This window comes from Paraclostridium sp. AKS73 (assembly GCF_025671395.1).
GTDB classification, from domain to species: Bacteria; Bacillota; Clostridia; order Peptostreptococcales; family Peptostreptococcaceae; genus Paraclostridium; species Paraclostridium benzoelyticum.
Genome location: NZ_JAIXHU010000004.1, coordinates 64,828 through 86,541 on the forward strand (window position 1 = coordinate 64,828; position 21,714 = coordinate 86,541).

The following is a 21,714-nucleotide window of genomic DNA, read 5'->3' on the forward strand; positions in this document are numbered from 1 at the left end:
TATTTAATGTTACATTTCAAAATCTTCTGTATCAAATAACATTTTTCCATCAAAATACTTATCTTTCTTATCTTGATTATTTTTTAATTTAAACTGACCGATAAGATCTCTTAGCATATTAGCTTGGCTTGATAGTTCTTCACTTGCTGCAGCACTTTCTTCAGAAGTTGCTGAGTTTGTTTGAACTACCACTGAAATTTGTTCCATTCCAGTGTTTACTTGATTTATATGCTGAGCTTGTTCATTACTTGCATCTGCTATTTCTTGTATAACTTCAGATGAAGTCTTCGCTCCATTAACAACTTCTTCAAGAGATATTGCTGTTTCTGATACAATCTTTGATCCATTTTCTATCGCTAGTAAAGATCTTTCAATTAGCTCAGCTGTATCTTTTGCACTTTGTGCAGATTTTTCTGCTAGATTTCTAACTTCATCTGCAACTACTGCAAATCCTTTACCTGCTTCTCCAGCACGAGCTGCTTCTACTGCTGCATTCAATGCTAAAATATTAGTCTGGAATGCTATATCATCAATATTTTTAATTATATCTCCAATTCTATTTGAAGTACTGCTTATTTCATCCATAGCAGTAATCATCTCTTGCATTTGCTTTTTACCTTTATCCGTAGCAACACTTGATTTTGTTGATATAGCCTTAGCTTTTACTGCATTTTTAGCTGTTTGCTGAACTTGTTCAGATACTTCACTTATAGTTGCAGAAAGTTCTTGAATAGAACTAGCTTGTTCTGTTGCTCCTTGAGAAAGAACTTGAGCTCCTTCTGATAACTGTATTGAGCTCATTGCAACTTGTTCTCCAGCTATACTTATTTGGTCTAAAGTGCTATTTAAACTATCAATAATTTTATTTACAGCTACTAACATAGGTTCAAAATCATTTATAAATAAGCGATTTAACTTTTCATCATTTGTATCTAAATCTAAATTTCCATTGCTTATTTCTGTTAATATATACATTAACGTACTAATCATTTCACTCATATCAATAACTATTTCATTTGTAGCACTAGCTAATAATCCAATTTCATTTTCTTCATTTATTTGTGGAGTTTCTGAGTTTAGATCACCTTCTGCTAATTTTTTAAGTCTTTCACTGCAAGCTTTTAATGGATTTCCTATCTTATTAGCAAACTTTATAGCTGCTATAAATGATACTATAGTAAATATTATTGCTAATCCAATAGTTGTACCAATTGAAGTATATACTGGACCAAGGAAATCTGCCTTATTAGTCATTATTCCTACTCCCCAACCATTAGTATCATTAACAGGAGTATATGCTAGCAACCATTTTTCTCCATTTAACTCTACATCAACTTTTCCAGTTTTTCCTGATATAAGATTTTTATCAATTTCTGCAAAAGCTTGTTCTTTAGGGTTTGTTTGAGCTTCTTTTATAGAATTTTTAACAGCTACAAGTTTTTTATCTTTATGTGCTATTATAGTTCCTTGACTATCTATTAAATAAGCATAACTATTTTCACTTATTTTTATGTCATTAACTATATCATTTAAAAAATCTTTATCTACGTCAAAAGTTACTATACCTACAATCTTACTTCCTTGTACTCCATTTTCCCAAATAGGTGCTGAAACTACCATTGTAAGATCTCCTGTTACTTTACTTACAACAGGACTACTCATATATGCATCTCCTTGCATAGATATTTTAAAGTAATCCCTAGATGAATAATCTTTTCCACTAAAAAGATCTTTTCCATCTGCATATATAATTTGTCCTAGAGTTAAACCTGTAAGTTTTTCTTGTCGTGTAATAATATTTTGCTTCTCCTCAACACTTACCTTAGGATCTGAAAGCTCTTTTATTATCCCCGTTTGTATTGTAGCATCTTTAAGATTTTTTATTTTGCGTAACTGTTTGCGATGCTTCTTTAGTAATTTCTGCAACTGAATTTGCTAAAATCTCATTCGAAGTTTTATAGTTTAAGTAACTCGTAATTGATCCTAACAATAAACAACAAACTACTACTACACATACTATTATAAAAGTAAGTTGAGTTTTTATACTTTTGTTTTTGTACTTCATATTCGTTTTCATTTTTGATTTCATACAATTATTCCTCCTTTTTAACTTTATTTGTTAACCTATAATTTACATTAACAACTTTTCAACAACCATTTTTTAACATTTAACCTGTAAAATATCCTACTTATAATATTACGAACCATCGATGATTTTCTTTAATACTAAATTCAATAATTCCTCATTATTTTTTATAATTATTTCATCATCTTTATTCGATATTTTTCGTATATTTAATTAAATTTTTTAACACATTTTAAATAATTTTGAATAATATATATTAGGGATAACTATTATCCCTAATATATATATAAAGGTGATAATATATGACATGTAGTAATAATTCATTTAAAAGAGAAATTTCTATCCCTTATGCTTTGTATCAATCTGAATTAGGAAGATATTTTATAGGTCAAACTCCAACATTAAATCCAACAGGAGTAAATACTACAGCTATAGCTGCATTAGTTAACCCAACTACATCTGCTAGAAATTTATTTGTAGATGTAATAACTATAAAAAATCCATCAGGTGCTGCAGTAGATGCTGCTTTCTACGTTAATTCTACTTTGCCAGCTGGAATGAGTACTAGTAATCTAGTGAACGTAACTAATTTAACTATTAATCCACAGCCTATTCCTTATGGACAAATACAATATTTAGTTGATGCTGCTGTACCTACTGGTGTACCAATTTTTTCTAGAATAGTAGGGCCTGTTTCAACAGAAATCGTAGATGGCGGTCAAATAATAATTCCTCCAGGTCAATCTCTAGTTGTTTATTTGACTGGATTGACTACTACTTCAGATGTTGTAGTTGCTTTTGGATGGTGGGAAGAGTATCCTTATACTTGTAAATACTATTATCATGAGCATACTTGCTAATTTTATTTTTTAATTAAATCTAACTAAAGGCACTCTTATTAAACTAAGGTCAGAGTGCCTTGATTTATGTTATAATGAAAACATTATACATAGGAGGTACAGTATGAAATCAGCAAAATATTATATAGAAAACCTAGATATGGCACCTCATGTTGAGGGTGGTTACTATAAGGAATCAGTAGTTTCAAAAGATTTATTTAGAGATAATAAAAATTTATTTACTAGTATATACTTCTTGCTTGAAACTGGAGAAGTATCTAATTTTCACAGACTAAAGTCAGATGAAATGTGGTACTATCATGACGGACAACCCCTTACTATATATATGATTACTCCAGACGGTGAGCTAATTACTAAACAGTTAGGACTAGATGTTGAGAACGGAGAATTTCCACAAGTTTTAGTTCCTAAAGGATATATATTTGGATCTTCAATGAATAATGATGGTTTTGCATTAGTTGGATGTATGGTAGCACCTGCATTTACATTTGAAGACTTTGAGTTATTTGAAAGAAACGAATTATTAGATATGTATCCTCATCTTGAAGATATAATAATAAAATTAACTAGATAATAAATTATGCCTCAATAGTGATTTTATTAATTCACCATTGAGGCATAATTTTCTAGAATATACTTATATATACTAACGCTCCTGCAATTGCGCCTACTATTGGACCTACTATTGGTATCCATGCATAACCCCAATCAGAATCGCCTTTATTTGGTACAGGCATTAAATAATGCATAAGCCTTGGCCCCAAATCCCTAGCTGGATTTATAGCATATCCAGTTGGTCCTCCTAAGCATAAACCTATTGCTCCTACTATCATCCCAACTACTATTGGCTGAATCCCCTCAGCAAGCGGGGATTGTCCTATTCCTAATATTGCAAAAACTAGTACAAAAGTACCTACAATCTCAGTAATAAGGTTTATTTTTGTGTTTCTTATTTCTGGTCCTGTACAAAATACAGCTAATTTAACTTCCTTATCTTCTGTTTTTTCAAAATGATTGTAATAACAAATAAGAACTAATAATGATCCTATAAAAGCCCCTATAAGTTGAGCTACTATATACATAGGTACATTTTCCCATGGAAAGCTTCCAATAACGGCAAGGGATATTGTAACTGCAGGATTAAAATGAGCTCCAGTAACGCTTCCAAATATAAAAACTGGAATTGCTACTGCTAAAGCCCATCCTGTTGATATCACTATCCACCCTGAGCCATTTCCTTTAGTCTTATGAAGTATTACGTTTGCTACAACTCCATTTCCTAATAATATTAGCAATAAAGTTCCAACTAGCTCTCCTAAAAATACTGAAATATCCATTTATTACCTACCTTTTTTATAGTCTCTAAAATGCAGCTTTAAATATCTCTATTATGTCATTTTTATTTCCTTTTCTAGGATTACTGAATGCATTGCCATCTTTTAATGCCATTTCTGCCATATATTCAAAATCCTCTTCTTTAACTCCCATTTCTTTTAAGCTTGAAGGTATCCCTATGTCTTTAGATAACTTAAACATTGCATTTATTGCTTTTTCTGCAGCTTCCACTACTGATAATCCATCTATATTTTCACCCATGAACTCAGCTATATCGGCAAATTTTTGAGGGTTAGATATTACATTGTATTTTTCAACATGAGGAAGTAACATTGCGTTTGCAACTCCATGAGGCATATCATATAATCCACCTAGTTGGTGTGCCATAGCATGAACATAACCTAAGTTTGCATTGTTAAATGCCATACCTGCTAATAATGAAGCATATGCCATGTTTTCTCTTGCAACTAGGTTTTCACCTAATGCAACAGCTTGTCTTAAATTTCTTGATATTAATTTTATAGCTTGAATAGCCGCAGCATCAGTTACAGGATTTGCATCTTTTGATACGTAAGCTTCTATAGCATGAGTTAATGCATCCATTCCTGTTGCAGCAGTTAATCCCGCTGGTTTTTTAACCATTAATTCCGGGTCATTGAAAGAAACCAATGGTAAGTTTCTCCAACTTACTATAACATATTTCACTTTAGTTTTAGTGTTAGTTATAACACAGTGTCTTGTAACTTCACTTGCTGTTCCAGCTGTAGTGTTAACAGCAACTATTGGTGGTAATGCATTTGTTAAAGTTTCTATACCTGCATATTCATAAAGATCTCCTTCATGAGTTGCAGCTATTCCTATTCCTTTACCACAGTCATGTGCACTTCCCCCACCAACTGTTACTATCATATCACAATTTTCTTCTTGATATATTTTAAGACCATCTATAACATTAGTATCTTTAGGATTTGGTTCTACTTGATCATAATATTCAACTTCTATTCCAGCTTCTAATAAAGATTTAACTGTTAATTCAACAGCTCCACCTTCCATATGTCTTAAAAAGTTATCTGTAACTATTAAGGCTTTTTTCCCACCTAATATTTTACATCTTTCCCCAACTAATTTTACACATCCAGCTCCCATAAAGTTAACGCTTGGTACTAAATAATCATACATTCTCATTTGTCATTTCCTCCGATTAATTTTTGTTGTATTATTAAATCTAAATGCCTACTTGTTAAATTCATCTATTGCTGCTTGAGCTATAGCCATGTCTTCTTCTACAGTTCCTCCACTTACTCCAACTGCACCAACAACTTTACCATCAACTATTACAGGAAATCCCCCTCCAAAAGGTACTATTTTACAGTTGTTTGTAAGTTGAAGCCCGTAAAGACTTTGTCCTGGTTGAACACACTCTGCAATACTATGACTTCCTTGCTTTAAACAAGCTGCTGTATAAGCTTTGTTTATTGCAATATCTATACTAGTTATAAATGCTTCTTCCATTCTGTGCATTAACATTAAGTTTGCACCTGCATCTACTGCTGCAAATATTACTGGGACATTCATTTCTTGCGCTTTTTCTTCTGCTGCTTTTGCCATTTCTTTTACTATATCTAAGCTCAATTCTTTTATTTCATTTAATTTTTTCATAACTAAAGCCTCCTAAGCTATTTTAGTTTTTTACTATTTAAATGGTATTCCTTTTACTAATCTGCCTGCATTTGATCCTAAACTTCTTAAAGTATTAGAACTATCATCAATATGAGCAATAAATAAAGGTTCATTTTCTTTTAACTTATTTAAAGTTAATGTAACTTTACCAGTTTTATCTATACCTATGCCTACTGATAACCTAGAAATTTGAGATGCAATATAGCTTAATTTTTCTGATATAAGAGATTCTTCATTTTCTAATACTTTACAAGGAATTCCTTCTTCTTCTATACCCCATAAAATTTCATCTATATTTTTTAAATCTTTAAGTTCTTTACAAAGGTACATATATATTGTTGGTGTATTGTGATTAAAACCTTTAGTTAACATTACCTTTTTCTCCATTTCCATTAAAAGCTAACACAAGCCCTGTAGCTACTGCATTTCTAGGTCCTTCTGTTCCTCTAATGTTCCCTCTTCCCGCTACTACTCCATATTGAGATAATGAGTTAGTTACTAATTGAGGAACTTCAAAATCTAATGATGATCCACCAACTAATACAACAAATTCTATATCTCTTATATTTCCTGTAGGTGATACTATTGTCAGTGCCCTTATACAATTAGTTACAAATACTTTTTCTTTAGCAGACTTTCTTATATTTTTAATTTTTTCTATAGAATTTTGCCCCTCAATAGGTACAATTTCTCCATTTTTTAATATTACTACTTTTGCAAAAACTGAAGAATCTAATGATTTTTACGAAAACTCTACGGTCCCATCTTCATGCCTTATATGGAATAAACTTTCAACTTTAGCAAGTGGATATTTTTTTATATCTTCTGCTAAGGTAAAATCTTCAAGTCCTAATTCAGACTTTATAAGCATAGTTACCATATTCCCTGCACCAGCTAGATGTATTGAACATATTTCACCTTGCTTATTTATTATTGATGCATCTGTTGAACCCGCTCCCATATCTAAGATTGCAAGTGGAGTGCTACTTCCTGGAGTTGTTAAAGCTCCTCTTATAGCCATATCAGCTTCGACCCCTCCAACCTCAACTAAAACACCTAATTTTTCTTGTAATTTATCAGCTATCATTTGCATTTGAAGTTTGTCAGCTTTAACCATCGCAGCTATTCCAACTGCATTTTCCATTGAAAACTCCTCAGCTATCCCACCTTTTACCTTTTGTGGTATAAATGTGTCAACTGCTAATAAATCTTGTATAGTAATATCTGCTATTTTTTGTTTAGTAAGATTTGCCATAACTTGTCTTACTCTTTCAAGCATTCCACCTGCATTTGTTCCAGGTTCCCCTTTTACATCTTGTATAGGAACACATAAACCAACTGCATCCATAATATTTTTGGCTCCGTGTTCTACATCTACAGCCTCTTTTCTTTTTAGTCCATTTATATGAATTTTCCCAGCAGGTATAACTTTTTCTTGAACATCTCCTTTTGGAGTTTTTATTACTACTGCTGACCTATTTCCTATTAAGGCTCTAGATATAGGAACTATCATTTTAGTTTCTTCTGAAGTTAATTCAAAAACTGTTGCGATTCCGTATGGATTTGATAAAGTTTCAATAACATCTCCTTGTTTTGCAACTTCTACCGCTGCCTTCATTCCTACTGAAACTTTTTCTAAGAGCATGACTTCATCAACTATTGGTATTTTCTTTTCTATCCTATTATTTATTAAAACCCCATCGTCCCTTTGAACAATTGCTGCTTGTATATTTATTCCCTTTTTAGTTGCTGCATTTATTCTTGCTGAAGCTTCTAAGAAATTAACTCTACTTAAAATAAGTGGAATAAATTGTTCATCTTTTACTTTCTCTACATCTAATTTATCTAAATCTTCTATATAGATAGTTTTTCCTATACCTAGCCCCACTCCACCTGGAGTAGATGGATTATGACCTATCATTGTAGATTCTGTTATAATTGTTTCAGTAATAGTTTCCATAGCAACATCCCCGATAACAGGAGCTGCTTCGTTTATTCTTACCAAATCTAAATCTTCAAGTTTTAGATTTACTTTATCTAAAGCTTGTTTTAAGGAGGAAAAGACTCCTTCTATATTTTCTTCAGTTCCCTTTATTCCTGTTGTTGGAACTATTCCACTTGAAAGAAATTTTATCTTTTCATTTTCAACTTTTGCTAATACCACTTCTGTTGTAGCATTACCAATGTCTACACCTGAGATTATCTTCATTAACTTTTCTCCTTAAATTCAAAGCAAATTACTCTTGTCTTAATTTTTTTCTTTCTTCGTAAACTTCGCTAGCTTCTCTTATAAATTCAGCATTAACTTTCGCTCCATATACATTTTCAACCTCATCAGCTATAGCTAGGAGCTCTTCTTTTGTTGATCTATATGGTCTTAATGCATTATATATTTCAATTATTCTATCATCAGGAAAGTTTATAAGCTCGGCTGCTCTTCTAAAGTTTCTCGCAATAGCATTTCTATTCATATCTTCAGCAATTTGAGCTTGCATTTCCAAAGTTTCTGGAGATATTCTAACATCTTCTGGTTTAATCTCTCCGTTTAGTACATTTTCCAAAGTTATTTCTTGCAAACCCTTTCCAGTAGGTGTCTTTATAACATCAGTTCTTTTTCTAGCTAAAGGGTAGTCGTGAGAATTCATCTTTTTTTGTTCCATAAAAATTACTCTCCTTCAAATTAAAATTTCACATCTATTTGTATAGGTTTTGCTCCAACCTCTACATATTTAGTTTCTTTTATATGGAATAAAGCTGCTTTTGCCATAAATTTAGGTCTAACCATTTGATCATTTTTAGTTGGCACTGGGTTAGGAGATTCTCCCTTAGCATATTTGGCTGCATTTTTTCCTATCAATCTATATATATCTAATGTTAATAGCGGTGCTTGAGGAAATAATTCTAAGTTATTTAACGGTAATAAGTCCTTTTGATGAATAACCGTTGTTCCTTTTGACTGTATACCAATTCCTATTCCTGACCCACTTATTTTTGCTGCATCATTTGCTATAAATGAAACATCTGATGTTCTTATAACTCTAACAAGTCTTGCCTTTAACCCTTCTTCCTCTATACCTGCGATAAGTTCGGTCAATATATCACTATGTGAAGTATCCACTAATGTCTTGCTTTGAAATTTTAGAAATGCTGGTGCTAATCCTATAACAACTTCATCTACATTAGTCCCAACTTTTGCATTTCCAGTTTCATTAAGTTCAAGTGCTTTAATTTCGTATTGATTCGCTATATTTTCCATATCCTTCACCTCTCACTTATTTTATATCTTCTGGTTTTACTACGTTAGGTATATTCTTTATTTCTTCCCATCTTTCAGGACTTATTCTATATCCTGTTCCTGGGCCTTTATAATCATTTTTATCGTTAACTGCACTTATAACATCAAAGTTTGTATTTAATATAGCTGATGTTTGTAAGTAATCCCCTGTTACTCTTTGCTTAAGCATGTTCAATATGTTGTTTGCTATATCATCAAATCCATTAACACTTAATGCTTTTACTACGTCAAGACCTACTATTCTTCTATTTAACATTTCTTCTGCTGCCTTTAAATCTTCTACTATATTTCTTTCAGGCATGTCTTTACTTCCATGAGCATAAGTTGCAGCTTCAACCTCTTCATCTGTTATAGGTGGGAATCCTAATTCTTTAAATACAGCTTGTATTGCTCTTGCAGCTTTATTTCTTATTGCAATAGTTTCTGCTTCTGATACTGGTCTTAATCCACCATCTACCATTAAGTCTCTTTGTAACACGTTGTAATCATCGAAATCTTCAGCATCAAAGTTTGAGCCTGCAAACATATTATCGTAGTTTGGAACTGCACTATATCCAGAGAATATAAAATCTGTTCCTGGTAACATTTGCATTAATGTTCTCGCTGTTCTTCTTATATCTGAATGTGAAAAAGTTTGGTCATTTCCAGAAGCAACCTCTATATCAAGCATCGATGCTATTAAGTTTTCAGCTAAAACAGCTCTTATTCCTGACGGAACTGCACCTGTCATACCTATACAACTTACTGCTCCATTTTGAAGACCTTGGACTCCAGCTCCTTTAGTTATATATATACATCTCGCCTCTAGATAAAGCATTGATTTTCCTTCTGAATATCCCATTAATGCTTCTGAACCTGTACCTGATGTAAACCTCATCTTAAGCCCTCTTGATGCATACGCTGATGCTAGGAAAGCTTTTGACCATGGAGTATCATCTCCATCTGTAAATACAGGTTCTGTTCCATATACTGAAACTGTTTCTGCATAACATGTAAGTCCTCTCATTCCAAGGTCAAGTTCAGTGGCTTCTTCAACTGAACATTGAGTTAAGACCCCAGGACGTCCTACTTGAGCTCCAATTAATAGTGATAATGCATTAAATGGTGCGTATCTAACGATAGCAACTGTAGTTTCCTGTTCAGAGAACCCTCTTAATCCAGCTTCTGCTGCATCTGCTGCAATTTGAACAGGGTTATCTTTTAGGTTTGTAACATGACATTGATTTGAAGGAGTTTTTCTAGCTCTCATTTTTTGAAGTGCAAGCATCATTTCAACAACATTCATATGAGAAACTACCTCCACTACTTTAGCAGGAGTTATGGCTGTTATTATCTCAACTATTTCATCTCTACCAATATTTATATCAACAAGCTTCTTGGCTATTTCTAAAGAATCAATTTTCATAGCTTCTTCAGCTTTATTTAAGTTGATTGCATAGTCAGCTATGAATCTATCTATCATATCAAAATCTTCTCTTTTTACACTATCTAGCTCTAATACTTTTCCATTTTCAATCTTTATAGACGGTTTGGGATCGTTAGGACTGTGCATTGCTACTAATCCCTCTTCTGGCCATTCGCCTATAATACCATCTTGATTTACAGGACGTTGTGATAAAACTTGGAATCTTTTTGATTTCACTTATAGTTCCTCCCTTTAATTCAAATAAAATTGTTGGCTTTTGTCGTTAAATAAATATTAATATATATTCACATTTATTCCATTACAAATTCTTGCTATCTTATTGGATTTTATTGTTTAATTTTTATCAATTTTAAATAGTACTTTTTTATTTTATAAAATAAAAAATACTATTTTTATTAATTAAATAGTATTTTTTTATACTTTCGTTCGGTATATTAAATTTTATTCTATAAAATTATATTTTAAAAAGCACTTTACCAGTAATTAATTTTAATTATTGGTAAAGTGCTTTTTTACTTAGATCTATATAATTCTCTATACTTTTTTGGAGTAACTCCCTGTAATTTTTTAAATACCCTTATAAAGTATCCACAATCCTCAAACCCTAAGTCAATAGATATATTTGTAATAGGAATGTCCGTAGTTTCTAAAATTTCTTTAGCTTTATTTATTTTTTTATCATTAACGTATGAAATAAAATTTATACCTACTTCTTTTTTAAATACTTTACTAAAATAGCAAGGGCTTAAATTACATATAGAAGCAGCCTTTTCTAAGCTAACGTTTTTCCCTAAATTATTATTTATGTACTCTATAGATGAATTAATTGATAAATCTCTTTTATCTTTTGAATATCCCCCTATTTGTAACTTATTGTTAGTTTCTAGATTAACAATAGATTTATTAACAATATTTATTAGATCAATTGGTTTAATAGGCTTTAATATGTAGTCATCTATACCTTCAGTTAATAATTTATGCATTAATTCAAAATCATCATATACCATCATTATAACTATTTTACTTGTATTTTGCTGCTTTATTGCCTTTGCAGCTTTTATACCATCTATACCAGGCATCTTAGCATCCATTATTATAATTTCTGGATTAAACTGTTTATCTAATTCTATTGCCTCTTTTCCATTTTTAGCTTGAGCTATAATTTTAATATTTTCACATTTATTGATAATTATACTTAAAGCGTCTCTTTCTAATTCTTCATCGTCAACGATCATTATCTTAACCATATATCCAACTCCTAGCTATATCTATTTAAAATAGTTATTTTTACTAAAGTTCCAAAATTTTCTGTACTATTTATTTCTATCTTATAATTTTCTTCATAATAGTACTGCAACCTCTTATTAACCCTTTTTATTCCCATACTATCCATATCCGTATAATCTTTTAAATCTAAATCCTTTTGAATTAAATTTAATTGTTCTCTCTCAATTCCAATTCCATTGTCTTCAACCTTTATAACTATATAATTTTCTTCCCTTTCTACGAAAACCTTTACATATCCGCCATCTTCTTTGTCTTCAAGGCCATGTATGACAGAATTTTCAACAAAAGTTTGTACAATCATAAATGGTATTTTTATATTTTTAAATTGCTCATTAATGTCAACTTCATAATTTAGCCTTTCAGAAAACCTTATCTTTTGGAGTTCTAAATATGATTTTATATAATCAAGTTCTTCTTCTAAAGTAATTATTTTATCCGATTTTTTTAACCCATACCTTAACAGGTTTGATAGATTGTATATTATCTCATGAGTTTTTGGTGCATCTTCAACTATAGCTAAAGACGAAATACTATTTAGTAAGTTGAATAAAAAATTTGGATTTACCTGTGATTGAAGAGATTTTAATTGGTATGCCTTGTATTCTTTTTCTAACTCATCTTTAATTTTTTTAGCTTCTTCAAATTCTTCTCTTTTCTCATCTAGCTCTTTTTGAAGTGTTTTTGATAAACATTCTGATACTATATAATTACTTATATGTGACATCATTTCTGCTAATGATTCTACCTTATTAAAACTTACTACGGGTAATTTATTATATGCATTTTCTAATTCTTCTTTTTCCATTGAACCATCAAAGTTTATTTCCACTGGTACTATATTTTCCAAATCTAATATCTTTGTATCCTCTATTAAAACTTGTCCAGCCATTAATGCTCCTAAATATTGACCATTGACAATTATGGGAGTAGCAAAGTCAATTAAGCCTTTGTGGCATACGTATATGTATGTTTTTTTTAATCTAGCAGCTTCAACTCCCCCTCTTGAATCGCATCGTTCACATAAATGAGCATATACATCATTTTTCCTAATAAGTTTACAGAATTCACTACACCCACTATGTTTAGTTAACGCCTTTCCTATATAGTCAACTGTTATTATAGCTATACCTGTAGCTGCCGCTATATCATCTTGTATCTTTTGAAATTTTTTTTTTATCTATAATGTCATCTAAATGGAGTATCTTTTTCATCCTTTAATCTCTCTCCTCACCAGTTTTCGCAAAATTCCAATATTTAATTAATTTTATTATATTATTTTTCGTCTATAAATTACAAGACTTAATTATAAGCACAAAAACAGATTTATACATCTATATTATATAAATATTTTTTAAATTTTTCATAATGTAGGATAATTCTTATAAGGATTAAATGTCTCTTTTATTAAAAATACATAAAAAAACTGTAGCATAGTAGTTCAAACTTATTCTATGCCACAGTTCTAAATTTTATAGTATTCAATAATTTTAACAAGCAATAATTTCTTTTATAAAAAATTCTTTTCCCCCTAAAATTTCCCACTCTGTATTATTACAATTTGGGCATTTACGATTATTTTCAAGTAAATTAAATACTTTGTTGCACGCTTTACAAATCCCGTTACCTGGTAAAATTTCTATTTCTAACTTTGTGTCATGTAGCATAGTTCCATCAACTGCAGCAGGATAACACTCTCTAATATATTTTGGTATCATAGATGATAGTTCACCTATCTGGAGTACCACTGTGTCAACCTTATTTAAATTTTGTTCTAACACAACTCTTTCTACAGTTTTTACAACCTCAATTACGACCCCTAACTCATGCAAGTCATTCACCTACCCCTATTTTGTTGATTTTTTAAGATATATTTATAATATAAATCCCTTGATAGTATTATAACACCAAATTTTTATCAATTCATTACCCAAGAATATATTTTGTTCGTTTTCTTACTTTTTTTCAGTAAATCGCTTTCATTTACAAATAAATAGTGCTACAATATTCGTGAATAAACACTTTACATTCGATGGGGGGATAATTATAATGTTTTTATTCGAATCTCAGCCAATATCAAATTGGCTAATGTTATTTTTTGTATTTATAGTATTAGTTGTGTTAAATGAAATTGGACGACGTTATAAATGGGGTGGGGTTTCTCTATTTATAATACTTCCAATAATTCTTACATTTTTTGTTTGGCCTAAAACTACAAAAGGTACTAGTGTAAACGATTGGTTCCATTATGCAAAAGTTTACTCTGCCTTAGCTGGTTGTGTAGGTTTCTGGTTATTACGTCATATAGATGGAGCTACTAAGCATAAATGGGTTTTATGCTTTCCACCATTAATACTTGCTATTAATATTATGGAAGCTGTTGCTCGTGATTTCCAAATAGGCTCTCTTGGACTTACAAGACAAGTCTTTGAAGGTATGATGACATATAGTGGTTCTTGGAACTACTTAAATGGTGTTGCTGGAATTTTAAATATTATTACTATAACAGGTTGGATGGGAATATGTATCAGTAAAGATAAAAGTAAAGATATGTTATGGCCAGATATGTGCTGGTTCTGGATTATAGCTTATGACCTTTGGAACTTTGCATATACTTATAACTGCTTAAGTGATCATGCTTGGTATTGTGGAATCGCTTTACTTGTTGCTCCAACTGTAGCTGCTTTTACATTGAAAAAAGGAGCTTGGCTACAACATCGTGCTCAAACACTTGCACTATGGTGTATGTTTGCAATGACATGCCCTTCTTTTATAGATGAGTCACAGTTTGCAGTTAAGTCTACACAAAATTCAACCGCTCTTTTTACAATAAGTGCAATTGCTTTAATTGCTAATGTAGCATTATTTATTTATATGATTTATAAAGTAAGAAAAACTAAACGCAATCCATATACTTCAGAACTTTATACTGATCTACAGTGTTATGAAGAAGTAAAAGCGTATGCTGAATAAATTCTAAAGCCATCTCAAAAAAATTGAGATGGCTTTTTTTATTTGCCACATTCAAGATTTTTATTACTCCAATTTATCATATGTTTCATTATTGGTAATAAGCCTAATCCAGATTCACTTAAATAATAAATAGATTCAACCACTTTGCTATCAGTATTTTTTTCATTAATTATGATGCCATTTTCTATTAATACTTCTAATTGTTGTATTAGCATTTTCTTACTGCATCCTTCTATAGATCTTTGCAACTCTCCAAATCTTATTTTATTATCTTGGATTTGCCATATTATAGCAGGTATCCATTTTTTACCTAAGATACTAGATAGAGCTTCAACCGGACAATCATATATCAGATCCTCTACGTTGTACATTCTCACTCCTCCTACTTATCATAATTTTCTTAAATTTAAGTTTTATTATACCTATTATACTTGTATATTTCAAAAATAAAAGCGTAGAATAATCTACGCTTTTATTAAAAACTCATTTCTGGGTATAAAAATTTAATTATCTTTATATTTTTTCAATCTTAGGAACATAATATTCTTTAGCATATGCTCTTCTATCAATAGTATCATCGACTTTATTTCTTACATTCCATTCTTGAATCATTTTACTTAAACCTTCATCTTTAAATTTAGATAAATAATATGCACCTAACTTTAAACTCGTCTTATCGTCTACTAAGTCACTAGGCTTAAAATTCTTCATCTTTAATTCATGTGCTAATTTTATTGAAGATTCATCACTAAATCTTAGTATCCCATTATTATCATTTTTTCATAATCTTTTCATCAAATCTAGATTCAAAGTGTCCTATAGCAGCTAAAAAGTATGGGTCAATATTATATTCTTTAGCTACAGATTTTATTTCAGATACATCTTTACTGGATATACCGCAGTTCTAGCGACAACAATTACTCCAACTACAAATACTAGTGTTAATATTATTATTGTAGATAATATTTTTTTCATAATACGCCTCCTAATTTTGTTTAGTTACTATATTGAAGTAGAACTTAGAAGTAATTAAATAATATATTATATAAATTATCGAATACGGAATTAATGTCCACAACATTACTACCGATAAATTTTGTCCAAGTAGATTGCAAACAACATAATTTGCCACGACACTGTGTAAACCTCCTAATACTAAAGGTAAAAAGAAGTTAAACCCAACTTGCTTATATACAGATGACTTGATATCATCCTCATCTACTCCAATTTTATTTAGTACAGTATATCTAGGCGCTTCATCTTGAGCTTCTGATAGTAATTTGAAGAAAATTACACTACCTGTACAAACTAAGAATACTAAGCCTACAAATACACCTATAAATACCATAATTCCTGAAGTTGTAAACCCATCCTTAAAAGCTTCATAGTAAGATAATACATAACTTGAAGCTGGTCTTTTTTGATCCCCAGTATAGTATTTCTCTGTTAATTTTGATACTTTTCCATCAAATTTGTCACCATCTTTTTGATTTGTTATATTGTATGTGTAATAATGTTTTAACTCATTATTAGCTTTTAAATTTTTAAACTCATTATCTGAAACAACAACCATCTCTGATGGGCTAAATGAATTATATAATTTCTCATCTATATGTGACTTAAGGTTTAATTTTACATCTTTTCCATTGTTATTTATATTTATAAATGATTTAGTATCAAACCCTATTTCTTCAGGGTATACATGAATAAATTCATTGTCATCTATACCTTCTATCTCTTTTTTCCATTCAACTTTAATATTTCATTTAAATTTGATAAAGACATTATTTGATATGTGTCTTTGAATCCATGTGAATTCTCCTTATATGATTCTAAATCTATATAGCTAAGTACAAATTTATCAACTAATTTATGATCTTTTGAATCTTCTAATATCTTTTCAAATTCTTTTATATACTCTTTATTATCGAGTGATAAAGTATAAGAGTATGGGGCCTGTTGCTCAACTAATTGAGAGCTCATAAAGTACACTGAAATAGACACCCCTATCGCAGTTAACGTAGTAGCACTTAATATAGCTATTATAGATAACATCTTTGCATTACTCTTTATTCTGTATAATAATTGAGATGTTGATATCATATTTAATCCTTTATAATAATTTGCCCCATTTTTTGTTGTTTTTTAATTATAAAAAACATAAATGAACTAAAAAATAAAAATGTACCAACAACTACCATAAATAATGTGACAAATGCTCCAAGAATTAAATCCATTCCATTTGTTGTAGAAAGATATACTCCATATCCAACTAATATAAAAACTATAGATAATACAGCTAATAACTTTGATCCTCTTTTAGCTTTTTCAGATGTACTTGAAGCTTTAAACAATTCAATAAGCTTAAATTTATATATTATTCTATTACTTTGATAAGCAATAACTAAAAATATTAATATGAATAATACAAATGTCTCGAACATTCCTTTTATTGAAACTGCAAAATTTATGATTAAATTTAATCCTATAAGCTTTATAAGTATTCCTAACATCATTTTAGAAAATACAACTCCAGCTATTATCCCAATTACAATAGCCGCTACACCTATTATCAATGTTTCAAAGAATAATAAAAGCCCTATATCCTTGTTTTCAATTCCTAATAATGCATATAGTCCAATCTCTTTTTTCCTCTTTTTTATAAAGAAACTATTTGAGTACCATATAAATAAAACTGAAAATAATGCTATTACAATTGACGCCGCATTAAATGCTGCTGATGCTTTAGAACTTGCTGATAAAGCTGCATCTATACTAGGATTATATTGCAAATTCTTAAATGCATAATATATTCCAACTGTAAAAACTATAGAGAAAAAGTATAAGAAATATCCTTTAAGATTTTTTTGTATGTTTTTTTCGCTATATTAAATAAGATCATTGTCTCCACCACCTATCAATGATAATACATCTAAAATTTCCTTAAAAAATTCTTTTCTTGTTCCTATTCTATTTATCTCTTTAAATATTAATCCATCTTTAATAAATAAGACTCTTTTACAATAACTAGCTGCAAATGCATCATGTGTAACCATCATTATTGTTGCATCTTGTTCTTCATTTAACTTTGTCATTGCATTTAAAAGGTCCGTAGATGATTTAGAGTCCAGTGCTCCTGTTGGCTCATCTGCCAATATCAACGATGGATTTGTAATTATAGCTCTTGCACAAGCTGTTCTTTGTTTTTGACCTCCTGATATTTCATAAGGATATTTACCAAGTAATGTTTCAATCCCTAGTGTTTTAGCAATTGAGAATACAGTCTTGTTTATTGTCTTTTCATTTGCACGAGCAAGTGCTAAAGGCAATGCTATATTATCTTTTACTGATAATGTATCTAGTAGGTTAAAATCTTGGAATATAAATCCTAAACTTTCTCTTCTAAATTTTGATATTTGCTTATTGTTTAAATTTGTTATGTTTTTTCCTTCTATTTTTACATCTCCACTACTTGCAGTGTCTATAGTTGAAACTATATTTAAAAGTGTACTTTTACCTGCCCCAGATGGTCCCATTACTCCTACAAACTCACCTTTGTTTATATCAATATCTATTCCATTTAATACTGTTTGCGTATTTTTATTTGTACCATATGATTTCATTAAGTTTCTAACTTCAAGTATTTTTGTCATGTTTATTAACCTCCTTTAATTATTACAAAATTAAGTATATAGCTTTTTATAATTTTCTAATATCGATTTATCTATCATTAAAATTACATATTTGTAAGCTTAACAAAAAAAGGTATTGATTTCATCAATACCTTTCTGCTTATCTTTTTATTTTGTTTTTTACAGTCTCTAAAATTAAATTTACTTCATCTACTCTTAATAATATTATGCATATACCATATGTTAATGCTCCACATCCTATTGATATAGCTAAAGTTATAGTTTCATATAATTTTCCAACTGGTAACATTCCGCCTAAAAACTTGTATACAAATATTGTAATTACTGACATTAACCCTGCAGATACAATTGACTTTATTAAAACTACTAAAATTTCTTTTCCACCAAACTGTCCAATTTTTTTTCTTAAACTTATAAATAACAATATTATAGTGACAATAGCAGATATACTAGTTGCAAATGCTAATCCAGCTATTCCCATATTCGTAAATCTTACAAATAATAAATTTAATATTATATTTAATATAATTGTTATTATCGCATTTTTCATAGGTGTTTTTGTATCTTGTAATGAATAAAATACTTTTCCAAGTATATCTCTAAGACCAAAACCTATCATACCTATAGAGTAAAACACAAGTGCTATAGCAGTCATTTGTGTAGCTCTTGCATCGAATTCTCCTCTTTCAAAAAGCATTTTTACGATTGGTTCAGCAAGTATCATAGCTCCTGCTGATATAGGTATAACTAAAAGTGTTACTGTATTTACAGATGTTTTTATAGACTTATAAAATTCTTCTTTATTATTTTCTGTAGTTAACTTAGATAACATAGGATAAATAACAGATGAAATTGACACTATAAACATACCCATTACGAATTGATTTAATTTGCTGGCATAGTTTAATGCAGATATACTTCCTTCTGCAAGAGTCGATGCTATAGTTCTATCAACTATTGTACTTACTTGATTTACTGCAACCCCTATTAAAACTGGTATTACAAGCCAAAGTAATCTTCTTAAGTACTTATCATTAAAATCAACAATTAGTTTGTATTTAAATCCTTTTTTTCTTGCAAAAGGGTATTGAAATAAAAACTGTAATGATAGTCCTAGTAAAGCTCCCCATGGAAGTAAGTGTATATTTATCGTCGCACTTAAAATAATTGAAGCTATTACAATAATATTATTTGGTACACTCATCAATCCTGGAACTACAAAGTTATCTTTAACCTGTAAATATGCAGTCATAATATAGCTCATACCTAAAACTGATAATCCAAGTATCATTACCCTAGTAAAGTAAACAGCTTGATCAAATACCTCTCCTTTAAATCCAACTGCAAATAATTTTACAATTTGAGGTGTAAATATCAACCCTACCACAGAAAGACCTAAACAAATTAGTATTACTGTATTTAATACGTTATTTGTAAATTTATTTGATTCTTCTTTACCGCCATTTTTTCTTATATCATGATACAAAGGAATAAACGCTGTATCTAAAGAAGTCCCTATTGCTGCAAATATAACTGCAGGTATATTCATAGCTACTAAAAATGCATCGCTTGTCCCAGAAGCTCCATATACTGAAGCTAGTGTGAGCTCTCTTGCAAACCCTAAAACTTTTGCTATTAATGTCGCTATCATCAATCCGACAGCCGCTTTTGCTACTTTTGACATATATATTTCTCCTTGTAATTATATTTAAGCTTATTATTTTACTCTTCATATAATTATAGTTATCAAAAGTTAAATTAAAGTTAAATTTAATTAAAATTAAAATAAAAGCGCTAATTTATATTAGCGCTTTTGAACTTAATTATATATATTTTAATTATGCTGATTGTTTTTCACAACATTTATTTGTCATTATTTTCTTATATACAATGTTACCTATAATTCCACCTACAACTAAAAATACTAAGAATATCCACCCCGATAAAGAAAAATTTGCTATTGGAGTGTATAATGCTCCTACATTGCATCCATTTGATAGTCTTGTTCCAAATCCCATAGCAAACCCACCTATAACATATATTAATGCTTCCTTAAATGTTATAGACAGTCCTTCTTTAAAAGTTTTTATAAAGCTTCCTGATAAAAGTAAAGCAATAAGCGTTCCTAATATTATTCCAACATTTTGTACATTAATTGCATTTTGGAAAAACGGTCCTGTAAACATTTCAACTGGCTTTCCTGCAAAGCTTGCTATGCTTTCAGGAGACATTCCAAATGCTACAAGTAATCTTCCAAACCAGAATCCATAAGGAGTTGATGCTCCCCATCCAGCTTTAGTTACTCCCATTAGAAGTATAAATATACCTCCTATCACAACAGCTCCCATTCCTAGAGTCCACGGTCTAACAAATAATATATCGTAAGTTTTTTGACTAAATAATTTAAATTGTTTATCATCATTATATACTTTTACTTGAGCAACTTCTGTGTCTACGCCTGTATATGAATTTTTGGCTTTTCTTTTATCTTCATAAATTTTAGCAATCCAAATTGCTATACATGCAAATAATATTGTTAATATTATAGCTCCTAAATATCCTTCTAATCCGTCCCACTTAAATAAGTCTGGTAAAAATACTCCATTTTCAAATGTTTGAGATGAAAACATTGTTTTCGATACCCATGTCGCTGAATTTTGTACAGGAAATCCTACATATACCCCCATGCCAAAAAATATAATGGTAATTAAAGCACGAGGAAGACCCGTTACTATATCAGTAAGAACTCCAGATGCACAACAACTACAAAACGCCATCCCAAATCCAAAAGTTATTCCTCCTAATATAAGACCTACGTTAATAGGGTTAATCCATAAGTCATATTGAGTTGGATCTTGACCTATAAAGAAACAAGTGCTAACAATTGCAGTTCCCACAAATAATAAAATTAATGTTCTCATTAATTTTGTAGATCCAGCTCTATAACTTCTATTTACACTGCCTGCAAACCCGAAAAATGATCGTGTAAGTGCATATCCTAACCCTAATCCTACAATTAATCTAAAAAATAGCATTGAACCTTCTAAACTATTTTTTCCAATTACTAAAATAGCGGCAAGAAGTAAAAATCCAATAATATATTCTATATTTTTTTTCACAAC

Annotated in this window: 23 protein-coding genes and 1 pseudogene; 3 read left to right on the forward strand and 21 right to left on the reverse strand. The window is 30.2% G+C overall.

The features are described from left to right. Positions 1-9 precede the first annotated feature (9 nt). Complete coding sequence (locus tag LEQ07_RS03905) at positions 10-1,926, reverse strand: methyl-accepting chemotaxis protein (protein WP_263329621.1); 1,917 nt, start codon at positions 1,924-1,926, stop codon at positions 10-12. Beyond that, positions 1,871-2,089 carry a hypothetical protein gene (locus tag LEQ07_RS03910; RefSeq protein WP_263329622.1) on the reverse strand — a complete coding sequence of 73 codons (219 nt, stop codon included), beginning with the start codon at positions 2,087-2,089 and terminating at the stop codon, positions 1,871-1,873. Before LEQ07_RS03910 ends, LEQ07_RS03905 begins: the two co-directional genes overlap by 56 nt. 299 nt (positions 2,090-2,388) lie before the next feature. Here LEQ07_RS03910 and LEQ07_RS03915 point away from each other — a divergent pair, with 299 nt between their 5' ends. Together LEQ07_RS03915 and LEQ07_RS03920 are read left to right on the forward strand one after the other, a co-directional pair. Further along, on the forward strand, positions 2,389-2,946 hold the full coding sequence (locus LEQ07_RS03915; protein ID WP_046822920.1) for a DUF6143 family protein: 558 nt from the start codon (positions 2,389-2,391) through the stop codon (positions 2,944-2,946). 103 nt (positions 2,947-3,049) lie between these two features. Continuing rightward, a complete protein-coding gene (locus LEQ07_RS03920) occupies positions 3,050-3,520 on the forward strand; it encodes a cupin domain-containing protein (protein WP_046822919.1) in 471 nt (156 codons plus the stop codon). A 52-nt stretch (positions 3,521-3,572) separates the two neighbouring features. Here the strand turns inward: LEQ07_RS03920 and LEQ07_RS03925 are convergent, their stop codons facing one another. The 11 genes and pseudogenes from LEQ07_RS03925 to LEQ07_RS03975 all read right to left on the reverse strand — a co-directional run bounded on the left by LEQ07_RS03925 (position 3,573) and on the right by LEQ07_RS03975 (position 13,807). Next, positions 3,573-4,283: an MIP/aquaporin family protein gene (locus tag LEQ07_RS03925; protein WP_263329623.1), complete on the reverse strand. Its 711-nt coding sequence runs from the start codon at positions 4,281-4,283 to the stop codon at positions 3,573-3,575. A 25-nt stretch (positions 4,284-4,308) separates the two neighbouring features. Beyond that, positions 4,309-5,466, reverse strand: coding sequence for an iron-containing alcohol dehydrogenase (locus LEQ07_RS03930; protein ID WP_046822918.1), 1,158 nt, complete (start codon positions 5,464-5,466; stop codon positions 4,309-4,311). Positions 5,467-5,514: 48 nt separating this feature from the next. Continuing rightward, positions 5,515-5,940 carry a GlcG/HbpS family heme-binding protein gene (locus LEQ07_RS03935; protein ID WP_046822917.1) on the reverse strand — a complete coding sequence of 142 codons (426 nt, stop codon included), beginning with the start codon at positions 5,938-5,940 and terminating at the stop codon, positions 5,515-5,517. Positions 5,941-5,973: 33 nt separating this feature from the next. Further along, entirely contained in the window at positions 5,974-6,333 is a 360-nt protein-coding gene (locus LEQ07_RS03940) for a glycerol dehydratase reactivase beta/small subunit family protein (protein ID WP_046822916.1), read from the reverse strand. Continuing rightward, a pseudogene (locus LEQ07_RS03945) lies at positions 6,323-8,170 on the reverse strand (diol dehydratase reactivase subunit alpha). The gene LEQ07_RS03940 and the pseudogene LEQ07_RS03945 overlap by 11 nt, the downstream one beginning before the upstream one ends. A gap of 28 nt (positions 8,171-8,198) precedes the next feature. Continuing rightward, complete coding sequence (locus LEQ07_RS03950; protein ID WP_046822914.1) at positions 8,199-8,621, reverse strand: diol dehydratase small subunit; 423 nt, start codon at positions 8,619-8,621, stop codon at positions 8,199-8,201. 20 nt (positions 8,622-8,641) lie between these two features. Beyond that, positions 8,642-9,217: a propanediol/glycerol family dehydratase medium subunit gene (locus LEQ07_RS03955; RefSeq protein ID WP_046822913.1), complete on the reverse strand. Its 576-nt coding sequence runs from the start codon at positions 9,215-9,217 to the stop codon at positions 8,642-8,644. Positions 9,218-9,233: 16 nt separating this feature from the next. After that, a complete protein-coding gene (locus LEQ07_RS03960) occupies positions 9,234-10,898 on the reverse strand; it encodes a propanediol/glycerol family dehydratase large subunit (RefSeq protein ID WP_046822912.1) in 1,665 nt (554 codons plus the stop codon). A gap of 296 nt (positions 10,899-11,194) precedes the next feature. After that, positions 11,195-11,929 carry a response regulator transcription factor gene (locus LEQ07_RS03965; RefSeq protein ID WP_263329624.1) on the reverse strand — a complete coding sequence of 245 codons (735 nt, stop codon included), beginning with the start codon at positions 11,927-11,929 and terminating at the stop codon, positions 11,195-11,197. An 11-nt stretch (positions 11,930-11,940) separates the two neighbouring features. Next, a complete protein-coding gene (locus tag LEQ07_RS03970; RefSeq protein ID WP_332842915.1) occupies positions 11,941-13,146 on the reverse strand; it encodes a sensor histidine kinase in 1,206 nt (401 codons plus the stop codon). Between the two features lie 310 nt (positions 13,147-13,456). Continuing rightward, positions 13,457-13,807, reverse strand: coding sequence for a hydrogenase maturation nickel metallochaperone HypA/HybF (locus LEQ07_RS03975; protein ID WP_332840881.1), 351 nt, complete (start codon positions 13,805-13,807; stop codon positions 13,457-13,459). A gap of 208 nt (positions 13,808-14,015) precedes the next feature. On the opposite strand from LEQ07_RS03975, the gene LEQ07_RS03980 reads away from it, so the two are divergent. Next, complete coding sequence (locus LEQ07_RS03980) at positions 14,016-14,939, forward strand: DUF5692 family protein (RefSeq protein ID WP_263329625.1); 924 nt, start codon at positions 14,016-14,018, stop codon at positions 14,937-14,939. Between the two features lie 38 nt (positions 14,940-14,977). Here LEQ07_RS03980 and LEQ07_RS03985 read toward each other — a convergent pair whose 3' ends face one another. The 8 genes from LEQ07_RS03985 to LEQ07_RS04020 all read right to left on the reverse strand — a co-directional run bounded on the left by LEQ07_RS03985 (position 14,978) and on the right by LEQ07_RS04020 (position 21,711). Further along, complete coding sequence (locus tag LEQ07_RS03985; RefSeq protein WP_046823547.1) at positions 14,978-15,310, reverse strand: winged helix-turn-helix transcriptional regulator; 333 nt, start codon at positions 15,308-15,310, stop codon at positions 14,978-14,980. Between the two features lie 142 nt (positions 15,311-15,452). Further along, positions 15,453-15,650, reverse strand: coding sequence for a hypothetical protein (locus LEQ07_RS03990; protein WP_263329626.1), 198 nt, complete (start codon positions 15,648-15,650; stop codon positions 15,453-15,455). Positions 15,651-15,924: 274 nt separating this feature from the next. Next, positions 15,925-16,512 (reverse strand): FtsX-like permease family protein, encoded by a 588-nt coding sequence (locus tag LEQ07_RS03995; RefSeq protein WP_263329627.1) that lies wholly within the window; start codon positions 16,510-16,512, stop codon positions 15,925-15,927. Positions 16,513-16,670: 158 nt separating this feature from the next. Then, positions 16,671-17,042: a hypothetical protein gene (locus tag LEQ07_RS04000; RefSeq protein ID WP_263329628.1), complete on the reverse strand. Its 372-nt coding sequence runs from the start codon at positions 17,040-17,042 to the stop codon at positions 16,671-16,673. A 2-nt stretch (positions 17,043-17,044) separates the two neighbouring features. Further along, positions 17,045-17,731, reverse strand: coding sequence for an FtsX-like permease family protein (locus LEQ07_RS04005; RefSeq protein ID WP_263329629.1), 687 nt, complete (start codon positions 17,729-17,731; stop codon positions 17,045-17,047). A 96-nt stretch (positions 17,732-17,827) separates the two neighbouring features. Then, positions 17,828-18,592: an ABC transporter ATP-binding protein gene (locus LEQ07_RS04010; protein WP_263329630.1), complete on the reverse strand. Its 765-nt coding sequence runs from the start codon at positions 18,590-18,592 to the stop codon at positions 17,828-17,830. Between the two features lie 139 nt (positions 18,593-18,731). Then, the gene (gene murJ, locus LEQ07_RS04015; RefSeq protein WP_263329631.1) at positions 18,732-20,276 is read right to left on the reverse strand and encodes a murein biosynthesis integral membrane protein MurJ; all 1,545 of its coding nucleotides are present in this window, start codon (positions 20,274-20,276) and stop codon (positions 18,732-18,734) included. A 154-nt stretch (positions 20,277-20,430) separates the two neighbouring features. Continuing rightward, on the reverse strand, positions 20,431-21,711 hold the full coding sequence (locus tag LEQ07_RS04020; protein ID WP_263329632.1) for a YeeE/YedE family protein: 1,281 nt from the start codon (positions 21,709-21,711) through the stop codon (positions 20,431-20,433). Between the last annotated feature and the right edge of the window lie 3 nt (positions 21,712-21,714).